This window comes from Runella aurantiaca (assembly GCF_003339505.1).
In the GTDB taxonomy this organism is placed as follows: Bacteria; Bacteroidota; Bacteroidia; order Cytophagales; family Spirosomataceae; genus Runella; species Runella aurantiaca.
In genome coordinates this window covers 1-18,628 of sequence record NZ_QPIW01000005.1, presented here as the reverse complement: position 1 = coordinate 18,628, position 18,628 = coordinate 1, and the positions used below count along the sequence as shown (strand labels likewise).

Sequence of the window (18,628 nt, the reverse complement as noted above, 5' to 3'; positions counted from 1 at the left end):
ATGTTTGTAAAATAAACACCCAAGGTTGCTAATTTCTATTTTGAAGAATGTTGATTATTACATCTAATTTGGTCTCGACATTCTCCATGCGTTGCTCAAGCTTGTCCATGCGTTGTTCAAGCTTGTCCATGCGTTGTTCAAGCTTGTCCATGCGTTGTTCAAGCTTGTCCATGCGTTGTTCAATCTTGTCTATGCGCAGGCCCAAGCCATCTATTTTGGAATTGAGTTCATTCAGTTTTTCTTCAAACTCGGTTTGTTTTTTGAGCAAAAACTGAATATCATCACTATTTTGTTGGATACCTTTCAAGCAAATCTTTACTGCTTCTTCCAAACGCTTGATTTGCAAAGATATACGTTCTATTTTGGCGGAGTGCTCTTCCAAAATAGCCGTATGCTCATCTTGCTTGATTGCAAATTCAGCGATTAAAAGCTCTAATTGCTCGATTCGTTGTCGGTCTGTCATCATATTAATAAAACCAGAGTTTGGCCAAAATTAAGCAAAACCTAAGAAAAGTAAGCATTTATTACATCTGCTTTTGCCGTTTCGTACTGGGTGTCGCTCATGGGTAGATAGTGCCACTCCATGCGATTTTCCATGTACGAAACGCCTTTGCCTTTTACGGTATGGGCAATGATTATCTTGGGCAATCCGTTTTTGCGCAATCTGACTGTTTCAATGGTTTCAATCAGTGCTTCAGGATTGTGGCCATCGGCCTCAAAAACATCAAAACCAATGGCCTTCCATTTGGCCACTGTGGCGGTTTCTCCCAGTACATCTATTGTGTTACCAAAGCCCTGTAAGCCGTTTTTGTCCACCAGCACCACTAGGTTATCGAGTTGATTTTGAATGGCATAGTGGGCCGCTTCCCAGGTGGTACCTTCATTGGTTTCGCCATCTGACATTAGCACGAATGAGATTGCATCTTCTTCCGAAAGTTTGCTGGCGTGCGCCATGCCCGTTGCAATCGGTAAGCCATGCCCCAATGAGCCCGTAGCAAACGGAATGCTGGCGTGTTTGTTTGGCGCAGGGTGGGCGGGAAGGGTGGTTCCATCCTGATAAAAAGTATCCAGCACTTCGTCAGAAATATCTCCTAAATGATTGAGTGCCACGTACAAAGCCGCTGCAGCATGGCCTTTTGAAAGTAGAAAAGAATCCTGCGGGCGTTTTTGCTGGATAAGAGCAGCAATCAATAAATCAATGCAGCTTAAAGAACACCCAATGTGCCCCGCGTTGGCTTTTTTGTAAAGGCCCAGTACCCTGAGGCGGAGTTCGCCGCTGAGCCGTTTGTAGTCAGTGATGATCGTTTGTGTTTCAACCATTAGTATCGTTTTCCTTTCAAGTCTGTTAATTCAATTAACTGCCCGGAGGCTTTTTTAAGGGAAATTTTATCCACATTTACCGTGTCTAACTGTTGCACAAAGATACCGTCTTTTGGTAAATACAAGTTAAAATATTGCGCATCGGTTACGGAATGACGCATAAAAGTACGGTCCATGGGGTTGTCAAACACGTTAATTGGGGAAGCAATGAGGATTGTATCGCCCTTTTGATACAATTCACGGGCTTTTTGAGCAGCAGCGTAGTGTGGGTTGGGCAAACGAGGCTCACTGCGATAATTGTATTTAGGCGAAACATCGCCATAGAAACTTTGAAGTGTACGTCCAATAAACATCGCCTGAATGACTAACACCACTATTATTAAGTACTTAAACCAATTTTTGCTTTCCAGCAGGTGCCATAAAGCAACGCTTGCCAAAATAATGACGTACGGGAACGAAAATCCTGAGTAGCGTTGGGTCAAACCATACGTGTGTCCGCTGCGAGCGGCATTGAAAATCAAGAAAGCCGAGGGAATGATGGCGATAATGATGAGAAACCAAATCAGATTTTTGTTTTTGAATGTTGTCTGATAAAATGCCAAAAAAAGCATTAGAATGGCGACTGAAGCGACCGAAAATCCCAGCTTATGGTTGCTGTAAAATAAGGCACTGCCTCCCAAAACAACGGCAGCTCCTAAGCTGATAATTGTAGATTTTTCTGGGTTCTTTTGAGAATACCGAAAAGCCACAATAAGTCCAAGACCCATCAAAATGGCCACAATCGCATTTTTTTTGCCTTCCAGTGTGCCTACCAGACTATTTGAATAGATCCATAAATCGGTAAACATCGGCAGGCTCTTATCGAACAGATTTTTGAACGTAGCGGGCAAAATAATGCCGTAAGGATTGTTATAGGGCCGATTGAGTGCACATTCTAAATACAATGCCGATTGATGATTGAGTGATCTCAGGGTCCAATCTCCGCCTCCCCAAATAATCCAAGCCGCCAAACCCGAAACGGCCAATACGCCAGCTCCAACCAAAGCTACCCAAGTGCGCAGCCGCCGAACCGTGATAAGGGCATACATTCCGTGGGCCAAACAAACCGTTGCGGCCAGAAAATGAGAAAGAAAACTCAATCCAGCCACCAAGCCATAAAAGAAAAACCAACGCGCAGAAGGTTTACGTTTGTCATCGGCTTCGAGCGCGCGTAGGAAGCAATAAGTGGCTAATAGTGTCAGAAAGAAAGTAAGCGAATAATTGCGCGCCTGTTGTGAATAAGTAATAAAAAAAGGCTCAATCGCCGCCAAGGCCGCCGCCGTAAGCGCTAATCTTGGCGATTTTAAAAAATGATTGGTAAAGATAAAAATCAGCCACACCGTCAGAATGCTAAAAAGTACGGAAAGCAGGCGAGAGGTAAAATCTGAAACACCCGTAAGGTTGAGCCAATTGTGGAGCAAAAGGTAATAAAATGGACTGTTGCCGATGTCGCTACGGCGCATCGCCTCCAAATATTCGTCGAAGGTCTGTGGCTGCCAAAATTCCTGATTAGTGAAAATATACTTCGTAGGGTTAAAGACATCGTGTTGGTTACCACCGTTTTGAACCATGCCCTGGCTTACCATCATCGATGCTTTTTCGTCAAAAAAGATTCCGTGGGCATCCAATTTGTAGAGACGAAGACCCGCCGCTAGTATCAAAACGGCAACCAGCCCATAAGAGACGTACTTGGTTTGGAAAAGAGTGGAAGTTTGTGGCAAAGACATATTTCGATATTGTTGCCGCAAATTTATTGAAAAAATAGTAGGATAATGTGTTTATGATTTATTTACTTTGTAACACAAAGTACTTTTAAATTAAAAATAACTAACATGAATAAAAACAACTTGTTTTGGCTGACTGCGGTTGCGGTCCACACGTATTTGTTTTACAATCAGGTGCAGGGTTACAATGCGCCCGTATTCTCTTTGGTGCTTATCGTATTGGTGGGAGCGGCGCATCGAGCGTTACTTTCTATTCGTTATTGGTGGATGGGTGCCGCCATGCAATTGATTGCTGCCATTGCGGTGGCTTGGCATGTAAGTAGTTGGTTACAAACAATATATGTGTGTACGTTGTTTGTTTTTGTAGGCTTAACGTACGCGCCCCGAAGCAGTTTGCATTTGGCTTGGCTCAATGGCCTTGTGGGGGCATTTTTGGGAGGGTTTGCCACGCATATTCCCGTTTTAAGAAAAGAATTTAGTGCCCAAACAGGCAACACTTTTCAAGGATTATTTCGTTTTAAGCCCTCATTTTTGGTCTTTCCATTTTCGGTTACAACGGCCTTTTACTTTCTTTATAATTGGGCAAATCCAGCTTTTTCGGTCGATTTTTCTTTTTTCACAACCCACATAAACTTTTTATTTATCGGTGCTATTTTGATTGGGATGGTGTGGTTATGTCCTCTTTTTTTTCCGTGGGGCATTGAGTCAGCCGTAGAAGAAGATTCTAAAAGAAAGGATGAATTGGTGCGTGTCAGGAAGGTGAAAAAGGGAATTTTACCTTTAATGCTGCGGTATCAAAATCAGCAGGGAGTGTTGCTTTTCGGAATGTTGAATGCGCTTATTTCCTGTTTTATCCTTTTTAATGTACTTCAAATGTTGATTCCAGACTTGCAGCAAACTCCCAAAGGATTTTCTGAACAAGTACACGAAGGATTTAATGCGTTGATTATCAGTGTTTTGGTGGCAATCTGGCTGATTATGTATTATTTTAAAGCAAATCAAAATTTCTATCCAAAACGCAAACGATTGGTGCAACTTGCCCTGCTTTGGATTGTTCTGAATGGACTTTTAACGGTATTTACATTCTATAAAAATGCGCTTTACATCGACGTTTTTGGGTTGACATTTAAGCGAATTTGGGTGTACATGGCGCTGGGATTGACGTTTGGAGGGCTGTTGTTTACTTTTATTAAAATTATATATTTGAAATCAAATTGGTACCTGATTCGTCGTACCTCTTGGTTGGTTTATAGCGTCCTTATTTGTTACGGTTTGGTGGATTGGGATAGGTTGATTACTTGGTATAATATTAAGGAAGCAAAAAACTTGGATATGGACTATATTACCGAGCTAGGACCGACAAAGTTGCCTTATTTACAGGAATTAATCCAACAAAAAGACGCACGGATTGTTGGTCTTGAAAAGAAAATTAAAACCCAAATAAAAAACTGGAAATATAATCATCGGGAGCAGGAAGCTTGGCAGTCGCGAACGGTAGATGAGGATTGGTTGAGAAAAATAATGATAGAACAATAGTAAAGGCTGCCAGATATACAGTAATTGTAAGTCAAACGTTTCTTTATACCATTAAGCAAAAATTTTAAAAACCATTCTTGGTTACCTTTTTCAATAGACATACTTATGAGTTTTCAAATCAAAGAACAACCTATTGTTTATGATGTTTGCATCGTAGGCTCGGGTGCGGGAGGCGGGATGGCTGCCAAGGTTTTGGCAGAAGCAGGCGCTAAAGTCGCACTCATTGAGGCGGGACCTTGGTACGATCCTGCTGACCCTAAGTACATTACCCAGCTCAAGAATCCTTGGGAGTCGCCCCGCCGGGGTGCGGGAAATCACCGTCCTTTTGGTGATTTCGACGCCGCTTGGGGAGGTTGGGAAATTGACGGGGAGCCCTATACCCGCAAGAGCGGTACGCAGTTTGACTGGTTCCGTTCGCGGATGCTAGGCGGCCGTACCAACCACTGGGGGCGGATTTCGCTGCGTTTTGGTCCATTGGATTTTAAGCGTAAAGATGTTGACGGACTTGGCGACAACTGGCCCATCGGCTACGAAGATGTGAAGCCGTACTACGACAAAGTAGACCGGTTGGTGGGTGTTTTTGGAAGTATTGAAAACATTGAGAATGAACCCGATGGTCTCTTTTTGCCTCCGCCAAAACCGCGTTTGCACGAGTTGATGTTGAAGCAAGCGGGTAAAAAAACAGGAATACCAGTGATTCCTTCGCGCCTTTCTATCCTTACAAAACCCATCAATAAAGACCGTGGTGCCTGTTTTTATTGCTCGCAGTGTAGCCGTGGATGTCAGGCTTATGCCGATTTTTCTTCCTCTTCAGTATTGGTAAAACCTGCCGTAAAAACGGGCAACGTCAAAGTATTTACCAATGCAATGGCGCGTGAAGTAATTACAAACCAGGAGGGGAAAGCAACGGGGGTTTCATACGTTGACAAAAATAATTTACAGGAATATACGGTTAAAGCGAAGATTGTAGTGCTGGCGGCAAGTGCCTGCGAATCAGCTCGTTTGTTAATGAACTCTAAGTCGTCGCGCCATACCAAAGGTCTGGGTAACTCAAGCGGTGTACTTGGTAAATACTTGCACGATTCGACGGGTGCTAGTCGCAGTGCCTTTCTGCCCCACTTGGTAGATCGTAAGCGCTACAACGAAGATGGAGTAGGAGGTATGCACGTGTACACGCCTTGGTGGTTGAACGGCAAAAAACTTGATTTCCCTCGTGGGTATCACATCGAATACGGTGGCGGTATGGGGATGCCAGGCTACGGCTTTGGTTTTGGAATGGAGAATGTCAATGGAAAATATCCTAACAAAGAAGGAAAGATTAAACCAGCAGGAGGATACGGACTTTCGTTGAAAGAAGATTATCGTCATTTTTACGGAGCCAACTTCGGAATGTCGGGTCGTGGGGAGGCCATTGCGCGGGAGGATAACTTCTGCGAAATTGACCCCAACGTGGTAGATAAGTACGGAATTCCAGTGTTGCGCTTCCAATACACTTGGTCTGAGCACGAGATTAAGCAGGCCAAACACATGCAGGATACGTTTGAAGAAATCATCACTGCAATGGGTGGTATCGCAAATGGTACTAAACCGGGCCCTGAATCAAACTACGGATTGGCCGCTCCTGGGCGGATTATTCACGAAGTAGGAACAACGCGGATGGGAGACGATCCTTCCAAATCAGTAACCAATCGTAACAGTCAGTTGCACGATGCGGACAACGTGTTTGTGGTGGATGCTGGAACGTTTGTATCGCAGGCCGACAAAAACCCGACTTGGACCATTTTGGCCCTTTCGATGCGTGCCTCTGAGTACATTATTGACCAACGTAAAAAAGCGAATTTATAATAAAGTGGTTTGTGATTGGAGATTTATAAATCGTTGATTATCAATGTTTATTTTTCTTCAATCACCCACTGTCAACCACTCAAAAAGATGAAACGCAGAGATACATTAAAAGCCCTGTCGTTGGGAACCCTGACCGCCACGATTGCGGGTACAGAAGCCCACGCTGATGTTCCCAAGAAGGCAGTACCGCCTTCTTTGTCAGATTTTAAGAATGGAAAAAGTGCGGCAGAATTGGCGCGGGATGCCAAAATTGCGGCCGAGAAGTTTTTTACGCTGCACGAATTGCAGACGATTCGTGTGTTGGCCGATTTTATCATCCCTGCCGATGGTCAATTTGGTGGCGCAACGGAAGCGAAAGTGGCGGAGTTTATTGAGTTTATCGTAAAAGACATGCCCCAACACCAAACGCCGATGCGCGGAGGTTTGCTATGGTTGGATACGGCCTGTGTTAAACAATTTGGCAAAAAATTTGTAGCCTGCCCAAAAGCGCAGCAAATCCAAATGCTAGACCAAATTGCATATCCTGGGCAAGCGAAGCCTGAAATGAGCCAAGGGGTAGCATTTTTTAACCTGATGCGCAATCTGACGGCTACGGGCTACTTTACTACAGAGGTAGGATTCAAGTACTTAGGCTACGTAGGCAACCGCCCCAATGCATGGGATGGCGTGCCTGAAGAGGTGTTGAAGCAGTACGGATTAAGTTATGATTCATAATTAATTCAATCCTTTAGTTATAATTTTAAATAGCGGGCACAATTTTTGTCCCGCTATTTTGTTATGTATACCAAAAGGCTCAAAAAATGCAATTTTTGGGAAAATTATATCCAATAATCACCTTTACTTTTTTCAGACTCCTGCTTATTCAATCCCAAAAGCAGTGTTTACTGTTTTTGACCTTGGGGCTTACTACTTCATTAGCTTTGGGGCAACAAATAGTAGATAATCAGTGTAATATTATTCCTGCGGGATGGGCAACGGGTGAGTTTAATATCCTCAATGAGGTAGGTTGTGCGCCTTTGCAGGTAAGAATCTCCAATAAACAGATTGTCTCTAATAAAAATCGCTACATATTTGATTATAAAGGAGGGAGTCCTGATACGTACAAAACCACTACCGATTCGACCTTCCCTTACACTAAACCGGGGCTATATTATGTAATGAAGCTTTCGGAAACAACCACTGGTGTGCCCCAACGAGCGTGCCGAGTAGTGACTGTGCAGAATCCAACACCCCCCACATTTAGGGTTTTAGTGTGTTCTAACGGAACGGCTAATTTAAGTATAACCAATCATGCTGCGACTGAATATGAGGAGTATGATGTTGATTGGGGAGACGGCAATGCCTCAATTTTCAACAAATTAAACCTATTTGCAACCCATAAGTATATTGACAAAACATCTAAGCTCATCACAGTATACGGTCGGCACCGCATCAGTAATTGTGGAGGGAAAAGCAGTCAAACCATTACGTTAGATTCGGAAGCAAAGCCCGCGATTCTCTCAAAACTTGAAATGCTGGATGCCACCACTGGAGAGTTAACAGTAACCAATCCGAACCAACTTGAGCTGGAAATCTTTCGGCAGGAAGGGGGAGGTGGTTTCAGAACACTCGGAACGGTGGTGAAGAATGTAGAGGAAAAAGTAAAAGTTCTGGTCGATACAAATAAGATATTTTGCTATAAACTTAAGGCACGGGATAGCTGTGTTGCGTCGCTGGAATCAAACGTTTTGTGCAGCAATTTTATCAAAATAACCAAAGAAACGGATGCAAACGTGGTTAGTATCGGGCCTTATTTATATCCTTCGGATGTAAAAGGGATGACAGTAACGCGTAACGACGAAAATTGGTGGAATCCGACGTTTTCACAATGGTTTAAACCTGATAATCAAGGTGATTGCGGAACTGAAACTTGCTATCGTCTTGAAATTAATACCAAAGACGCAATCATCCTTTCCAATAGGCTGTGTACTGGCGCGCCAGCCTCTCTTTGTAATCCGTTCGGCAGGCTTTTTGTTCCAGATGCTTTTACTCCGAATGGGGATGGAGCCAATGATTTTTTTGAAGTAAAAGGTGAAATAGAAGGTGAACCGCAAGTGATGATTTATGATCGTTGGGGTTCTGTTGTATTCCGAAACAGCGCGAATGTACGTTTTTGGAACGGGATGATTAATGGTAGCCCTGCCCCGGCAGGTGCCTATTTATACCGTATCAATGTCACTGATAAAATTGGACGAACGTTTGTTAAACGCGGGACTGTTTCGCTGCTTCGTTGATAATATACTGGTCAAATGTAGGTGAATCAAAGCCAACCTGGATGGGCCAGTAATAAAACCGTGCTTCTTGTAATCCCATTTTTTCAAGTAAGGGAAAAAGCTTCACCCAATCTTTCTCAGTGGTTAAAATAGGTGATTTATGCGCCATTTTTGCAAACGTCCTGACGTCTTCTTCGCTATAATTGTGGTGGTCGCCGAGAGCAGTATGCCCTATTATTTTATAAATACCCGAGGCAGCTTCTTCAAATAATACTGGTTGTGCAATTCCAGAAATTAGGATTATTGGTTGATTATCAACTAATAAAGGCAAGTGTTTGAAGTAAGGAACGGGAGTTTCGTACCTAAAGGACGAGAAAAATATTGGGGTAGATGGCAAGGTAAATTTCTGAATTTGACGAACGATTTCATTTTTGTCCGTGTCAGATAGGTGCTGAGGGCATTTGGTGACGATAACGGCGTTGGCGCGCTTGGCTCCCAGCCTGAATTCTCGCAATAAGCCCATCGGGAGTACATAATCTTGGTAAAATAGCCGTCGGTAGTCGGTCAATAAGAGGTTAAGATGGGGGCGTACGGCGCGGTGCTGAAAGGCATCATCCAGCAGAATGATTTGGGTATTCGGTTTTTCTTTTTCAATTCGCTGAATTCCACCAACTCGTTTTTCACAAACAAAGACAGGTGTTTGATGACCGAATTTGTGGTAAAATTGTAACGGCTCATCACCCACTTCAAGAGCGGTGGATTGGTCCGTCACTTCTCGATAACCCGTCGTTTTTCTTCCGTAGCCTCTGCTCAAAATGGCTATTTTCCAATCAGGGCCCAAAAGCCGCTGTAAGTACTCAATATGAGGCGTTTTGCCCGTACCGCCGACTGTCAAATTTCCGATATTAATGGTGTATAATTCTGATTGGTATATTTTTTTTAATTCGTTGTTATACAAATAATTACGGATATAGGTAACGATGCCATACAGGGCGCTAAGCGGCCACAGTATCCATCTTAATACGTTTGATAACTTTCTTAACATTTTCTTAAAATGACTTTGGCAAAGTAAGGGATTTTTCTCTATTTTGTGAACCTGCTTACCCCAAACATTGTCTTTCGAATGCCCTTACAAGTTCACTATCAGCCTTATAAACTGAATTTTCGGTTTGCCGCCGGTACTTCCAGGGGTATCTTGACAGAAAAAACGTCCTGGTTAATCAAAATATATGATGACGACATTCCTTCCGTTATTGGTATCGGGGAGTGCGGGCCGTTGAGTGGACTTAGTATTGACGATCGACCTGATTTTGAGGATATGTTGCAAAGCATTTGTCAAGAATTTAATAAATTAGATCTTGAAATTTACAGTTGGAATATCCCCATAATTCTCGAACAATTAATCGGTAGTCAGTGGCCTTCCCTTCGTTTTGGGTTTGAGTCAGCCATGCTTGATTATCTCAATGGAGGGAAAAGAGTGCTGTTTGATAATGCTTTTGTCAACCAACAAAAACGAATTCCAATCAATGGCCTTGTGTGGATGGGCAGCCATGAGGCCATGCTCCGGCAAGTGGAAGAGAAAATAGCGGATGGATTCACCACCATCAAACTGAAAATAGGGGCGATTGGCTTTGAAGAAGAATGTGAAATCTTAGCGTACATCCGTCGTCATTTTTCAGCCCAAGAAATTACCCTGAGGGTGGATGCCAATGGCGCGTTTACGGCCGCAACAGTGTATGACAAGCTAAATAAATTGGCTGACTATGAACTGCATTCAATTGAACAGCCCATTCAGCCCAAACAAATAGAGTTGATGGCGGAACTGTGCGAAAAATCACCCGTGCCGATTGCATTGGATGAAGAGCTTATCGGAACCTTCGACTACGCTGAAAAAAGGCGCTTATTGAAGCAGCTAAAACCAAAATATATTGTTCTAAAGCCAACGCTCCTCGGAGGGTTTGAGTTGACTCGTGAATGGATAGAAACCGCCCAACGGCTCGATATTGGGTGGTGGATTACCTCCGCGCTCGAATCAAACATTGGATTGAATGCCATTTCTCAATTTACGGCTGAGTTTGATAATACGCTCCCCCAAGGACTGGGAACGGGGCAGTTATACCATAACAATATTCCAAGTCCGTTACTGATTAATCAGGGTCACCTTCATTATGATGCCCTCCAACCTTGGGACTTCGGAGTGTTGAATTCCAGCCGTATTTCTTCAACGGCCTAGTATTTTACGAACTTTTATTTGTTTAAGTCGTTAAGTAAATGAACAGAAACCTTTCGGAGAATGGGTTCTGTTTCGGCGTTTTCTACTAACAAATGATGTAAAAACATGGAAGAAAGCAGTAAACTTGATAAAATCATTGAAGCTCGAATGAAGCTGAAGGCTCGTTTTGAGGATAAAATGAAAAACACCCCATCTATGGCGGATGAACGTCCACAGGGCCACGGTGAAACCAATCGACACGGTATGCCCCAAGTACCCGTTGGGCAAACCCTGACGACCAAATGGCCCGTGCTGGATTTGGGGTACCAACCCAACGTGACCCTCGACCGCTGGCGATTGTACATTGACGGTGAAGTCGAAAATCCTGTAGTTTTAAAATGGGAAGATTTCATGGCGTTGCCCCAAACCGAAGATACCTCTGATTTTCATTGTGTAACCACTTGGTCAAAACTCGATATGTCGTGGGTGGGGGTTCGTTTATTAGATTTGGCGGCGCTAGTGCAGCCCAAAGAAACGGCGACCCACCTGATGTGTTATGGATATGATACGTATACCACCAACGTGTCGCTAGAAGAGGCGCTCAAACCTGATGTATTATTGGCGCATACGGTGTACGGGGAGCCTTTGCCCAAAGAGCACGGTGGCCCCGTTCGGATGATTACACCGCAGTTGTACGCGTGGAAAGGCTCAAAATGGATTAAAAGAATCGAGTTCTTGGATAAAAATAAACGCGGTTTTTGGGAAGAACGCGGGTATTCCAATACGGCCTATCCTTGGAGAAATGACCGTTACAGCTAGAGATATGAATAATTGATTCAATATTGTTTTATGGAAATTCAAATTGTTGGGGCGCTTCAGCCCGAAACTGAAGCGATTATTTATTTATTTCGTCAAAGTGATGATTTAGGTGACCGACTTAATATCTTTTCGAACGCCATTTTCCTGAAAGAGGATTTTAAAGCGGAAGCCAAACAAGTGGTGACGATTTACGAAAATGGCCGAAAAGTATATTTAGTAGGGTTAGGTAAAACGCCGAAAGAGGCCGATTTTATTAAAACACTACGTTCGTTTTTTTATAGACAAAAAAGGAACCTCCCCAACGTCATTGCGATTGACCTCAAAACTGGTGGGATTGAAAATGAGTGGATAGAAGTGGTTGCAAATGGCTGTATTTTAGGTGATTATGATTTAGGTTTGTACAAAACCAAAAAGAAAGAGGGGCTGACAATCTTTGATAAAGCCGCCAGATTGCAAATCGTTGTTGCCGAGGATGCCATCGAATGGGCTACCCAGCAAGCGCAACGAGGTGAAGCAATTGCGCAGACTCAAATTCGAATCATGGATTTGATGAATGCACCTTCCAATAAAAAATCACCCCAAAGTTTGGCCGAGTGGGCGGTTGAGTCGGGCGAGAAATACGGTTATTCTGTCACCGTTTGGGATGAAAAGCAGTGCGAAGAAGAAGGTTTGCAAGCGCTTCTAGCCGTGAGTTTGGGTAGTAAAAACCCGCCCAGATTTATATTATTGGAGTACAAACACCCGCATGCAACGGAAAAAATTGGCTTAATTGGAAAAGGTGTTACTTTCGATACGGGAGGAATATCGTTGAAGCAATCGACCAATATGCACTACATGAAATCCGACATGGGCGGGGCGGCGGCGGTATTGGGTACGATTGAAGCCGCTGCTAAACTAAAACTGCCCGTTCATTTGATAGGAGCGATTCCCACCACCGAAAATAGCATCGACGGGTTGGCTACAAAGCCCGGTGATGTGGTGGGAAGTTATTCGGGCAAAACCATTGAAATTATAGATACCGATGCCGAAGGCCGGGTTATTTTGGCCGATGCGCTCAGTTATCTTGTGCGCACCGCAAAACCTGATGCCATGATTGATTTGGCTACATTGACGGGGAGTTGTATCGCTACCTTAGGTTATTCGGCGGCGGGATTGTTTACCAACAACGAGCAACTTGCCAAAGATTTGTACGATTCGGGACAACAAACGGGCGAAAAGCTATGGCGTTTGCCATTGTGGGACGATTACAAAGAAGAATTGACTTCTGACGTAGCCGATGTCAAAAACTTTCATGGGAAGCCTTTTGCGGGAGCAATTGTTGCGGCTAAATTTTTAGAAGTATTTACGGAAGAGCATCCGCGTTGGGCACATCTGGATATTGCTGGAACCGCTTTTGCCGATTCTGAATTTGGCACCATGAAATCGGCTACCGCCTACGGTGTTAGATTGTTGTTGCGTTGGCTGCAAGGAAAAGGTGGATGATTTATCTAGTGTACGTTTGGTAATTCAGCCGTGTTCTATTAGCTTTAAGCCTTGATTTTGCCCATTAAAAAGGCCATTAAGCTACATTTTCAATTTAATTTGACGAATTTCTATGAAGCTAACTGTACGATTTGCGCTCATGGCCATGTTATTGGTTGTCGGCCCAGCTTATAGTCAACAGGTTTACAAACGGTGGGAACTGGGCGCTGGAGTGGGCTGGTCTGGGTATCTGGGCGACCTCAATAAATCTGATTTTTTTTCACAGGAGCCTAAAATGAGCGGTGGCTTTTTGGGTCGCTACCATATCAGTCGCAACTGGGCATTGCGGGGCGCTTTGACGTTCGGTACGTTGTCGGGCAACGATGCCAATTTCGAAGACCGGAAAGTCAGAGGCTTCAAAACGCGCTCATCGCTTACCGATTTGTCGGCGATTGTAGAATATGATTTCTTGGGTAAAAATCGTTTTAAATACGATTCTACGGCCTTTCAAGTGCGGTTTAAGCGTAAGTTGTCTCCTTATTTATTTACGGGAGCAGGGGTTGGGTTTACCAATCCTAAACCTGATTTTACGGGTACGGCATCCACTCCCGCTAATTTTCGTCAGGGAGCAATTGCCGATCAGGCTGCCGATTATTCTAAATCAAACTTTGTCATTCCTTTTGGAATTGGGGTTCGCTACGATTTGTCAGAAAAGTGGGTCGTGAGTGCCGAAGCGGGTTTTCGTTTAGCTTTTTCTGATTATTTGGATGGCATAAGCCAAGGTGCGAATCCCAATCGTGACGACCGTTATAAGCTTTCAACCCTTGCCATTACGTACCGTTTTGACCATCAGGATAAAGACCGTGACGGCATTCCTGATGAAAAAGATGCGTGCCCGAATGAGCCGGGTTCGGTTAGAATGAAAGGATGCCCAGATAAAGACAACGACGGCGTTGCTGATAAAGACGATGATTGTCCAGACGTAGCTGGTTTGCAATCCATGAAAGGATGCCCCGATACGGATGGCGATGGCATACGTGATAAAGACGATAGCTGTCCTACCGAAGCAGGTCTTGCGTCCTTGCAGGGCTGTCCTGACAAAGATAAAGATGGTATTGCTGACAAAGACGATGCATGTCCTGACGAAGCAGGTTTGGCAAATCTAAAAGGCTGTCCTGACAAAGATAAAGATGGCATTGCCGACAAAGACGATACTTGCCCAGATGTGGCTGGTTTGGCCCAATTTGGTGGTTGTCCTGATACGGATGGAGATGGTATTCCTGACAAAGATGATGCCTGTCCAAGCGTGGCTGGTAAAGCAGATTTGAAAGGCTGCCCCGATGCAGACAACGACGGCGTGGCCGACAAAGATGATGCTTGTCCGACGGTGGCGGGAGTGGCTCAATTCAACGGTTGCCCCGATACAGATGGCGACGGTGTTGAAGATTCCAAAGATCGTTGTCCAGAGGTAGCTGGTCCGCCTGAGTTTGAAGGTTGCGTTGATGCCAAAGCGTTGCAGGTTGTTATCAAAGCGGCTGAGAAAAAAGCCCGCTTAGAAGCTGAATTGGCTAAAAAACAAAAAGTAGCCATTGACCCTGCAAAACTAGTGGTTGACTTCAAAGTGGAGTCGATTCTCTTTGCGACCAACAGCGCCATGATACAAGATAAATACAAGTCAATCCTCGATGGTTTGGTGGATGTACTTGCTAAGAATCCATCGTACATGCTTCGTTTGTCGGGACACGCCGACAGTAGAGGCTCCAAAGCCTACAACGAAAAGCTGTCTGAAGCGAGAGCAAAGGCTTGTTTGGAGTATTTATTGCTGAAAGGAGTAAGTGCTCCACGTGTGGTGATTCAAGGCTTGGGTGAAAGTGTACCTGCGGCTGAGAATACCAAGGAGGCAGGCCGCAAAATAAATCGCCGGGTGGAAGTAGAAGCATTTCGACAATAACCAAAATTGATAAATCGTTTTCTAAGCCGAGCAGGAGATTCATTTCTTGTTCGGCTTTTTTTGTACCGTTAGAATACAGTAACAAGCATTTGTAAATGCGCTATTTATACGTCTGCTTTTTATGGTTGTTTTTTGTCAACTCGTTTGTTGCTGACGCACAAGACCGATTTGAAGTTGGGGTATTTGGAGGGAGCTCAGGGTATCTGGGTGATTTAAACAAGTCAGATATTCTTTCCAAAGAGCCCAAGCCTTCGTTTGGGGTGATGGGGCGTTATAATTTTTCTGATTATTTTGCGGTAAAGGCTGGTTTAATTAAGGGACGACTTTCGGGCAAAGACAGTCATTATCCCGACCGTGCCTTTCGTAATTTTACAACGACCACGCCATTGACGGAGATTTCGGCCCAATTTGAGTGGCATCCTTGGCCGCTAACCCAACCGCGACTGAGATACAGATTTTCACCGTCGTTTTCTCCCTTTCTCTTTGCAGGCCTTGGATTTGTGAGAACAAAGCCCAAGGCTGATTTAGAAAATATGATTGTTGAAAAGCCCCAATTTGTGCAGGGAGCTGCCATTGACCGCAGCGCCGTGTATAAGTCAATTCACGGGGTTGTTCCTTTCGGGCTAGGGGTTAAGTACCGTTTCCATCCGCAATGGACCCTCGCCGCCGAGGCAGGTTTCCGCATTACTTTTTCTGACTATTTGGACGGAATCAGTTTTGCAGGGAACCCTGCAAAAACGGATAGGTACATCATTTCGGGAATAAGTATTGTTTATCGCTTCAATAAAAGGCCCTTTGGGTTCAAGATTCGTAACCCAACCAAGTGTGATTTTGTGCAGGAATGAGTACTTTTAACTTCTATTTTCACAACTCTGCATGAAAAACATTCTCCTTCATCTTCGCATTCCGTTTTCTTTTTTCTTGTTACCCATTTTTTTGTTTGCGCTTAGTCAGTCGCCGCATCCCGATACCGCTAAAGCCTGGTGGATGTTTTTTATTCTGCATTTTTTGCTCTTTCCTGCAAGCAACGCCTACAATAGCTATTACGATAAAGATGAAGGGAGTATTGGTTTGCTCGAAACGCCTCCACCCGTCACCAAAGAGCTGTATTATGTTGCGTGGGGGTGTGATATTCTGGCGTTGGTATTGGGGTGGTTGTTTGTGGGCGAATCATTTACGGGGTATTTGCTGATTTATGGTTTTATTTCAAAGGCATACAGTCACCCGTTGGTTCGATTAAAAAAGTACCCAATTTTGAGTTGGGTTGTAGTCACCATTTTTCAGGGTGCGCTTACGTACTTGGCCGTGTTTCAATCCATCAATAATCTACAAACCTTTGTGTCGCTTATTCCGCAATTACTACCCGCTTTGGTTTGTACTTCAAATTTGTTGGCTATTTATCCGCTTACGCAAGTGTACCAACACGAAGAAGATGCCAAACGCGGCGATATGACCATGAGCCGACTGCTGGGAATTAAGGGAACATTTATCAATGCTTGTTTTTGGCTACTGCTGTCGGGGGGAGGTTATTTGGGTTATTTTGGGTTTACGTTACCGCTGTTGCTTTTGGTGATTTTGCTCTTTCCGTTGTTGGCCTTTTTTGGATGGTGGACTTGGAAGACGTGGCAAGACGAAAGTAATGCTAATTTTAGAAATACCATGTGGTTAAACGTATTGGCGAGCGTATGTCTCAATATTTTTTTCGGAATTCTCTGTTTTTTATAATGTGCCTAACATTCTGATAATCATGCATACAGGTTAAAATGGGCTATTTATTCAAAAAAAAAGCCCATTTTTTTTGAATAAATACTTGCATCATATACACCAAAAGACTACTTTTGCACCACCAAATCACGGTAAAACATACGCGAAAGTAGCTCAGCTGGTAGAGCGCGACCTTGCCAAGGTCGAGGTCGCGGGTTCGAACCCCGTCTTTCGCTCCAAGCACCGCAGAAAACGGTGCTTTTTTTATCCGTAATTAAATCGCCACCTGCCGGGGTGGTGGAACTGGTAGACACGCAGGACTTAAAATCCTGTGAGCCGAAACGCTCGTACGGGTTCGATTCCCGTCCCCGGTACTTAAAGTGCAAAAAAGAGAAGCCTAAAACGTTGTAAAATAGCGGTTTAGGCTTTTTTTGTTGCTTTTGTTTTCCCTTCTGCTGACAGTTTTTTGGATCAAGACCAAAAGTTGTGGAGTATTTAGGCGGCTACACGCCCAAAGTGGCCATTAGCAACCATCGCATAGAGCAAGTAGATGCAGAAAGCGTTATTTTTTCCTCCAAAGATTACCGTCAAAATGGCCTCAAAAAGTCCCTGACATTGAGCCATTCGGAGTTTACCCGTCGTTTTGCTCAGCATATACTACCCAAACGTTTTGTCAGGATTCGTCATTATGGCTTTTTGAGTAGTACTTGGAAACGTGCCAAATTTAAGCACTTACGGGAGTATTTTAAGCTCAAGCCCAAATCAACAGAGCCCCCAAGAACCTTTCTTAGGCGTTGCCGATGCTGCGGCGAAGGAAATTTAGTAACGATTGAGGTTTTCGGGCCACGAGGCCCGCCCGCCTCATACATGGGCGTTTGCCAAAGTGAAAGCAACGATCCCGTTAGCTAACGGGATGGGTAGGGGAGTTTATGCCCTAACCCCAACAAAACCATAATAATGGTGCATAAACAGCTGTAAAAGCAAAAAGCAGGTCAAAAACCTGCTCTGAAAATAGTTGCCAGCTCGACGATAACTCCATAACAAAAGAAAAGAGTTTGGTGAGCACTCACCGCTAGGCTGGCCGCCCGCCCGAGTTTCGTTCAACAGCGGTTTCATGGCTTGGCCTTCGGCCACCACGAAACCTTAGTTATTGTACGAAGTTGGGGTGGTAGAAAAGTGGCCTAAAACGCCTTCCAAGCCAGAATGATAAAAATATTTTGCAAATCCAAGATTTGTGAAGTGTTTTTATCATGGTTTTCGGCTAACTTCGCCGCGGCTTCTAAGCCTCCTGCTCTCGCCACCGCGAAGTTAGCCGAAAACTGGCTCACCCTGTCTTCCAAACGGCCTTCTGCTGGCCCCACCCCAATTGCGTCGCAACGTTTTGGGGCTTTGCGATGGTGGGGAAATCGAAGCACAAATCTTCAATTTTGCACAAAAGTTGAACCGAAGAACTACCGTTGAACTTTGCAGTTTCGCCCCACTATTGCAAAACCCTTGTTGAACAAAACCTTCGGTAGCTATATTACCTCAAAAGGGTTAATTTTAAGGCCAATTTAAACTTAAAATTGAGCATGACAAAAAAAGAATTCTGATGAGCTGAGGGAGAATACGCTCATCAATCGCGCCAGCAGAGAAGTGCCTGGCTTTGAGGCACTAATTCATCGCTTTGAGCGTAGTATTTCAGTGTTGGGTCGTAGCCCGAGCACATTCAAGAACTACTCGATGCACGTTGCGGCCATCGCACTGCATTATGGAAAAATCCCCA

General features: G+C 44.2%; 15 protein-coding genes, 2 tRNA genes and 1 pseudogene. 13 read left to right on the top strand and 5 right to left on the bottom strand.

Going from position 1 to position 18,628, the window contains the following annotated elements:
- Nucleotides 1–28: 28 nt before the first annotated feature.
- The 3 genes from DVG78_RS08330 to DVG78_RS08320 are packed head-to-tail and all read right to left on the bottom strand — an operon-like array spanning nucleotide 29 to nucleotide 3,086.
- On the bottom strand, nucleotides 29–466 hold the full coding sequence (locus DVG78_RS08330) for a coiled-coil domain-containing protein (protein ID WP_114460648.1): 438 nt from the start codon (nucleotides 464–466) through the stop codon (nucleotides 29–31).
- Between the two features lie 38 nt (nucleotides 467–504).
- Nucleotides 505–1,320, bottom strand: coding sequence for a transketolase (locus tag DVG78_RS08325; protein ID WP_114460647.1), 816 nt, complete (start codon nucleotides 1,318–1,320; stop codon nucleotides 505–507).
- Nucleotides 1,320–3,086 (bottom strand): glycosyltransferase family 39 protein, encoded by a 1,767-nt coding sequence (locus DVG78_RS08320; protein WP_114460646.1) that lies wholly within the window; start codon nucleotides 3,084–3,086, stop codon nucleotides 1,320–1,322. The genes DVG78_RS08325 and DVG78_RS08320 overlap by 1 nt, the downstream gene beginning before the upstream one ends.
- A gap of 105 nt (nucleotides 3,087–3,191) precedes the next feature.
- Between DVG78_RS08320 and DVG78_RS08315 the strand changes: the two genes are divergently transcribed.
- The 4 genes from DVG78_RS08315 to DVG78_RS08300 all read left to right on the top strand — a co-directional run bounded on the left by DVG78_RS08315 (nucleotide 3,192) and on the right by DVG78_RS08300 (nucleotide 8,737).
- Nucleotides 3,192–4,619 (top strand): DUF4153 domain-containing protein, encoded by a 1,428-nt coding sequence (locus DVG78_RS08315; RefSeq protein WP_114460645.1) that lies wholly within the window; start codon nucleotides 3,192–3,194, stop codon nucleotides 4,617–4,619.
- 105 nt (nucleotides 4,620–4,724) lie between these two features.
- Nucleotides 4,725–6,464, top strand: a complete 1,740-nt coding sequence (locus DVG78_RS08310; protein ID WP_114460644.1) for a GMC family oxidoreductase — start codon at nucleotides 4,725–4,727, stop codon at nucleotides 6,462–6,464.
- Nucleotides 6,465–6,551: 87 nt separating this feature from the next.
- Nucleotides 6,552–7,178, top strand: a complete 627-nt coding sequence (locus DVG78_RS08305) for a gluconate 2-dehydrogenase subunit 3 family protein (protein WP_114460643.1) — start codon at nucleotides 6,552–6,554, stop codon at nucleotides 7,176–7,178.
- 86 nt (nucleotides 7,179–7,264) lie between these two features.
- A complete protein-coding gene (locus DVG78_RS08300) occupies nucleotides 7,265–8,737 on the top strand; it encodes a T9SS type B sorting domain-containing protein (protein WP_114460642.1) in 1,473 nt (490 codons plus the stop codon).
- Here DVG78_RS08300 and lpxK read toward each other — a convergent pair.
- A complete protein-coding gene (gene lpxK / locus DVG78_RS08295; protein WP_114460641.1) occupies nucleotides 8,706–9,761 on the bottom strand; it encodes a tetraacyldisaccharide 4'-kinase in 1,056 nt (351 codons plus the stop codon). The genes DVG78_RS08300 and lpxK overlap by 32 nt on opposite strands.
- 78 nt (nucleotides 9,762–9,839) lie before the next feature.
- Between lpxK and DVG78_RS08290 the strand changes: the two genes are divergently transcribed.
- From DVG78_RS08290 to DVG78_RS08250, 9 genes and pseudogenes are all read left to right on the top strand, one after another.
- Nucleotides 9,840–10,949, top strand: coding sequence for an o-succinylbenzoate synthase (locus DVG78_RS08290; protein ID WP_114460640.1), 1,110 nt, complete (start codon nucleotides 9,840–9,842; stop codon nucleotides 10,947–10,949).
- 105 nt (nucleotides 10,950–11,054) lie between these two features.
- Nucleotides 11,055–11,747, top strand: a complete 693-nt coding sequence (locus DVG78_RS08285; protein ID WP_114460639.1) for a sulfite oxidase-like oxidoreductase — start codon at nucleotides 11,055–11,057, stop codon at nucleotides 11,745–11,747.
- Between the two features lie 30 nt (nucleotides 11,748–11,777).
- Nucleotides 11,778–13,229, top strand: coding sequence for a leucyl aminopeptidase (locus DVG78_RS08280; RefSeq protein ID WP_114460638.1), 1,452 nt, complete (start codon nucleotides 11,778–11,780; stop codon nucleotides 13,227–13,229).
- 112 nt (nucleotides 13,230–13,341) lie between these two features.
- On the top strand, nucleotides 13,342–15,159 hold the full coding sequence (gene porG / locus DVG78_RS08275; RefSeq protein ID WP_114460637.1) for a type IX secretion system protein PorG: 1,818 nt from the start codon (nucleotides 13,342–13,344) through the stop codon (nucleotides 15,157–15,159).
- A 95-nt stretch (nucleotides 15,160–15,254) separates the two neighbouring features.
- Nucleotides 15,255–16,004, top strand: coding sequence for a type IX secretion system protein PorG (gene porG, locus DVG78_RS08270; protein WP_114460636.1), 750 nt, complete (start codon nucleotides 15,255–15,257; stop codon nucleotides 16,002–16,004).
- A gap of 31 nt (nucleotides 16,005–16,035) precedes the next feature.
- Entirely contained in the window at nucleotides 16,036–16,884 is an 849-nt protein-coding gene (locus tag DVG78_RS08265; RefSeq protein WP_114460635.1) for a UbiA family prenyltransferase, read from the top strand.
- Nucleotides 16,885–17,026: 142 nt separating this feature from the next.
- Nucleotides 17,027–17,102 (top strand) — tRNA-Gly (locus tag DVG78_RS08260).
- A gap of 49 nt (nucleotides 17,103–17,151) precedes the next feature.
- Nucleotides 17,152–17,237, top strand: a tRNA-Leu gene (locus DVG78_RS08255).
- A 91-nt stretch (nucleotides 17,238–17,328) separates the two neighbouring features.
- A pseudogene (locus DVG78_RS08250) lies at nucleotides 17,329–17,772 on the top strand (transposase); the annotation flags it as partial.
- Between the two features lie 272 nt (nucleotides 17,773–18,044).
- Here DVG78_RS08250 and DVG78_RS29885 read toward each other — a convergent pair.
- The gene (locus tag DVG78_RS29885; RefSeq protein WP_147277021.1) at nucleotides 18,045–18,278 is read right to left on the bottom strand and encodes a hypothetical protein; all 234 of its coding nucleotides are present in this window, start codon (nucleotides 18,276–18,278) and stop codon (nucleotides 18,045–18,047) included.
- Nucleotides 18,279–18,628 lie beyond the last annotated feature (350 nt).

What these genes read in the sequence shown, in the direction of transcription:
- DVG78_RS08330 (WP_114460648.1), bottom strand. Translation starts at nt 466, where the DNA reads ATGATGACAGACCGACAACGAATCGAGCAATTAGAGCTTTTAATCGCT.
- porG (WP_114460637.1), top strand. Translation starts at nt 13,342, where the DNA reads ATGAAGCTAACTGTACGATTTGCGCTCATGGCCATGTTATTGGTTGTC.
- DVG78_RS08265 (WP_114460635.1), top strand. Translation starts at nt 16,036, where the DNA reads ATGAAAAACATTCTCCTTCATCTTCGCATTCCGTTTTCTTTTTTCTTG.
- DVG78_RS08310 (WP_114460644.1), top strand. Translation starts at nt 4,725, where the DNA reads ATGAGTTTTCAAATCAAAGAACAACCTATTGTTTATGATGTTTGCATC.
- DVG78_RS08280 (WP_114460638.1), top strand. Translation starts at nt 11,778, where the DNA reads ATGGAAATTCAAATTGTTGGGGCGCTTCAGCCCGAAACTGAAGCGATT.
- lpxK (WP_114460641.1), bottom strand. Translation starts at nt 9,761, where the DNA reads ATGTTAAGAAAGTTATCAAACGTATTAAGATGGATACTGTGGCCGCTT.
- DVG78_RS08320 (WP_114460646.1), bottom strand. Translation starts at nt 3,086, where the DNA reads ATGTCTTTGCCACAAACTTCCACTCTTTTCCAAACCAAGTACGTCTCT.
- porG (WP_114460636.1), top strand. Translation starts at nt 15,255, where the DNA reads ATGCGCTATTTATACGTCTGCTTTTTATGGTTGTTTTTTGTCAACTCG.
- DVG78_RS08325 (WP_114460647.1), bottom strand. Translation starts at nt 1,320, where the DNA reads ATGGTTGAAACACAAACGATCATCACTGACTACAAACGGCTCAGCGGC.
- DVG78_RS08305 (WP_114460643.1), top strand. Translation starts at nt 6,552, where the DNA reads ATGAAACGCAGAGATACATTAAAAGCCCTGTCGTTGGGAACCCTGACC.
- DVG78_RS08315 (WP_114460645.1), top strand. Translation starts at nt 3,192, where the DNA reads ATGAATAAAAACAACTTGTTTTGGCTGACTGCGGTTGCGGTCCACACG.
- DVG78_RS08285 (WP_114460639.1), top strand. Translation starts at nt 11,055, where the DNA reads ATGGAAGAAAGCAGTAAACTTGATAAAATCATTGAAGCTCGAATGAAG.
- DVG78_RS08290 (WP_114460640.1), top strand. Translation starts at nt 9,840, where the DNA reads ATGCCCTTACAAGTTCACTATCAGCCTTATAAACTGAATTTTCGGTTT.
- DVG78_RS08300 (WP_114460642.1), top strand. Translation starts at nt 7,265, where the DNA reads ATGCAATTTTTGGGAAAATTATATCCAATAATCACCTTTACTTTTTTC.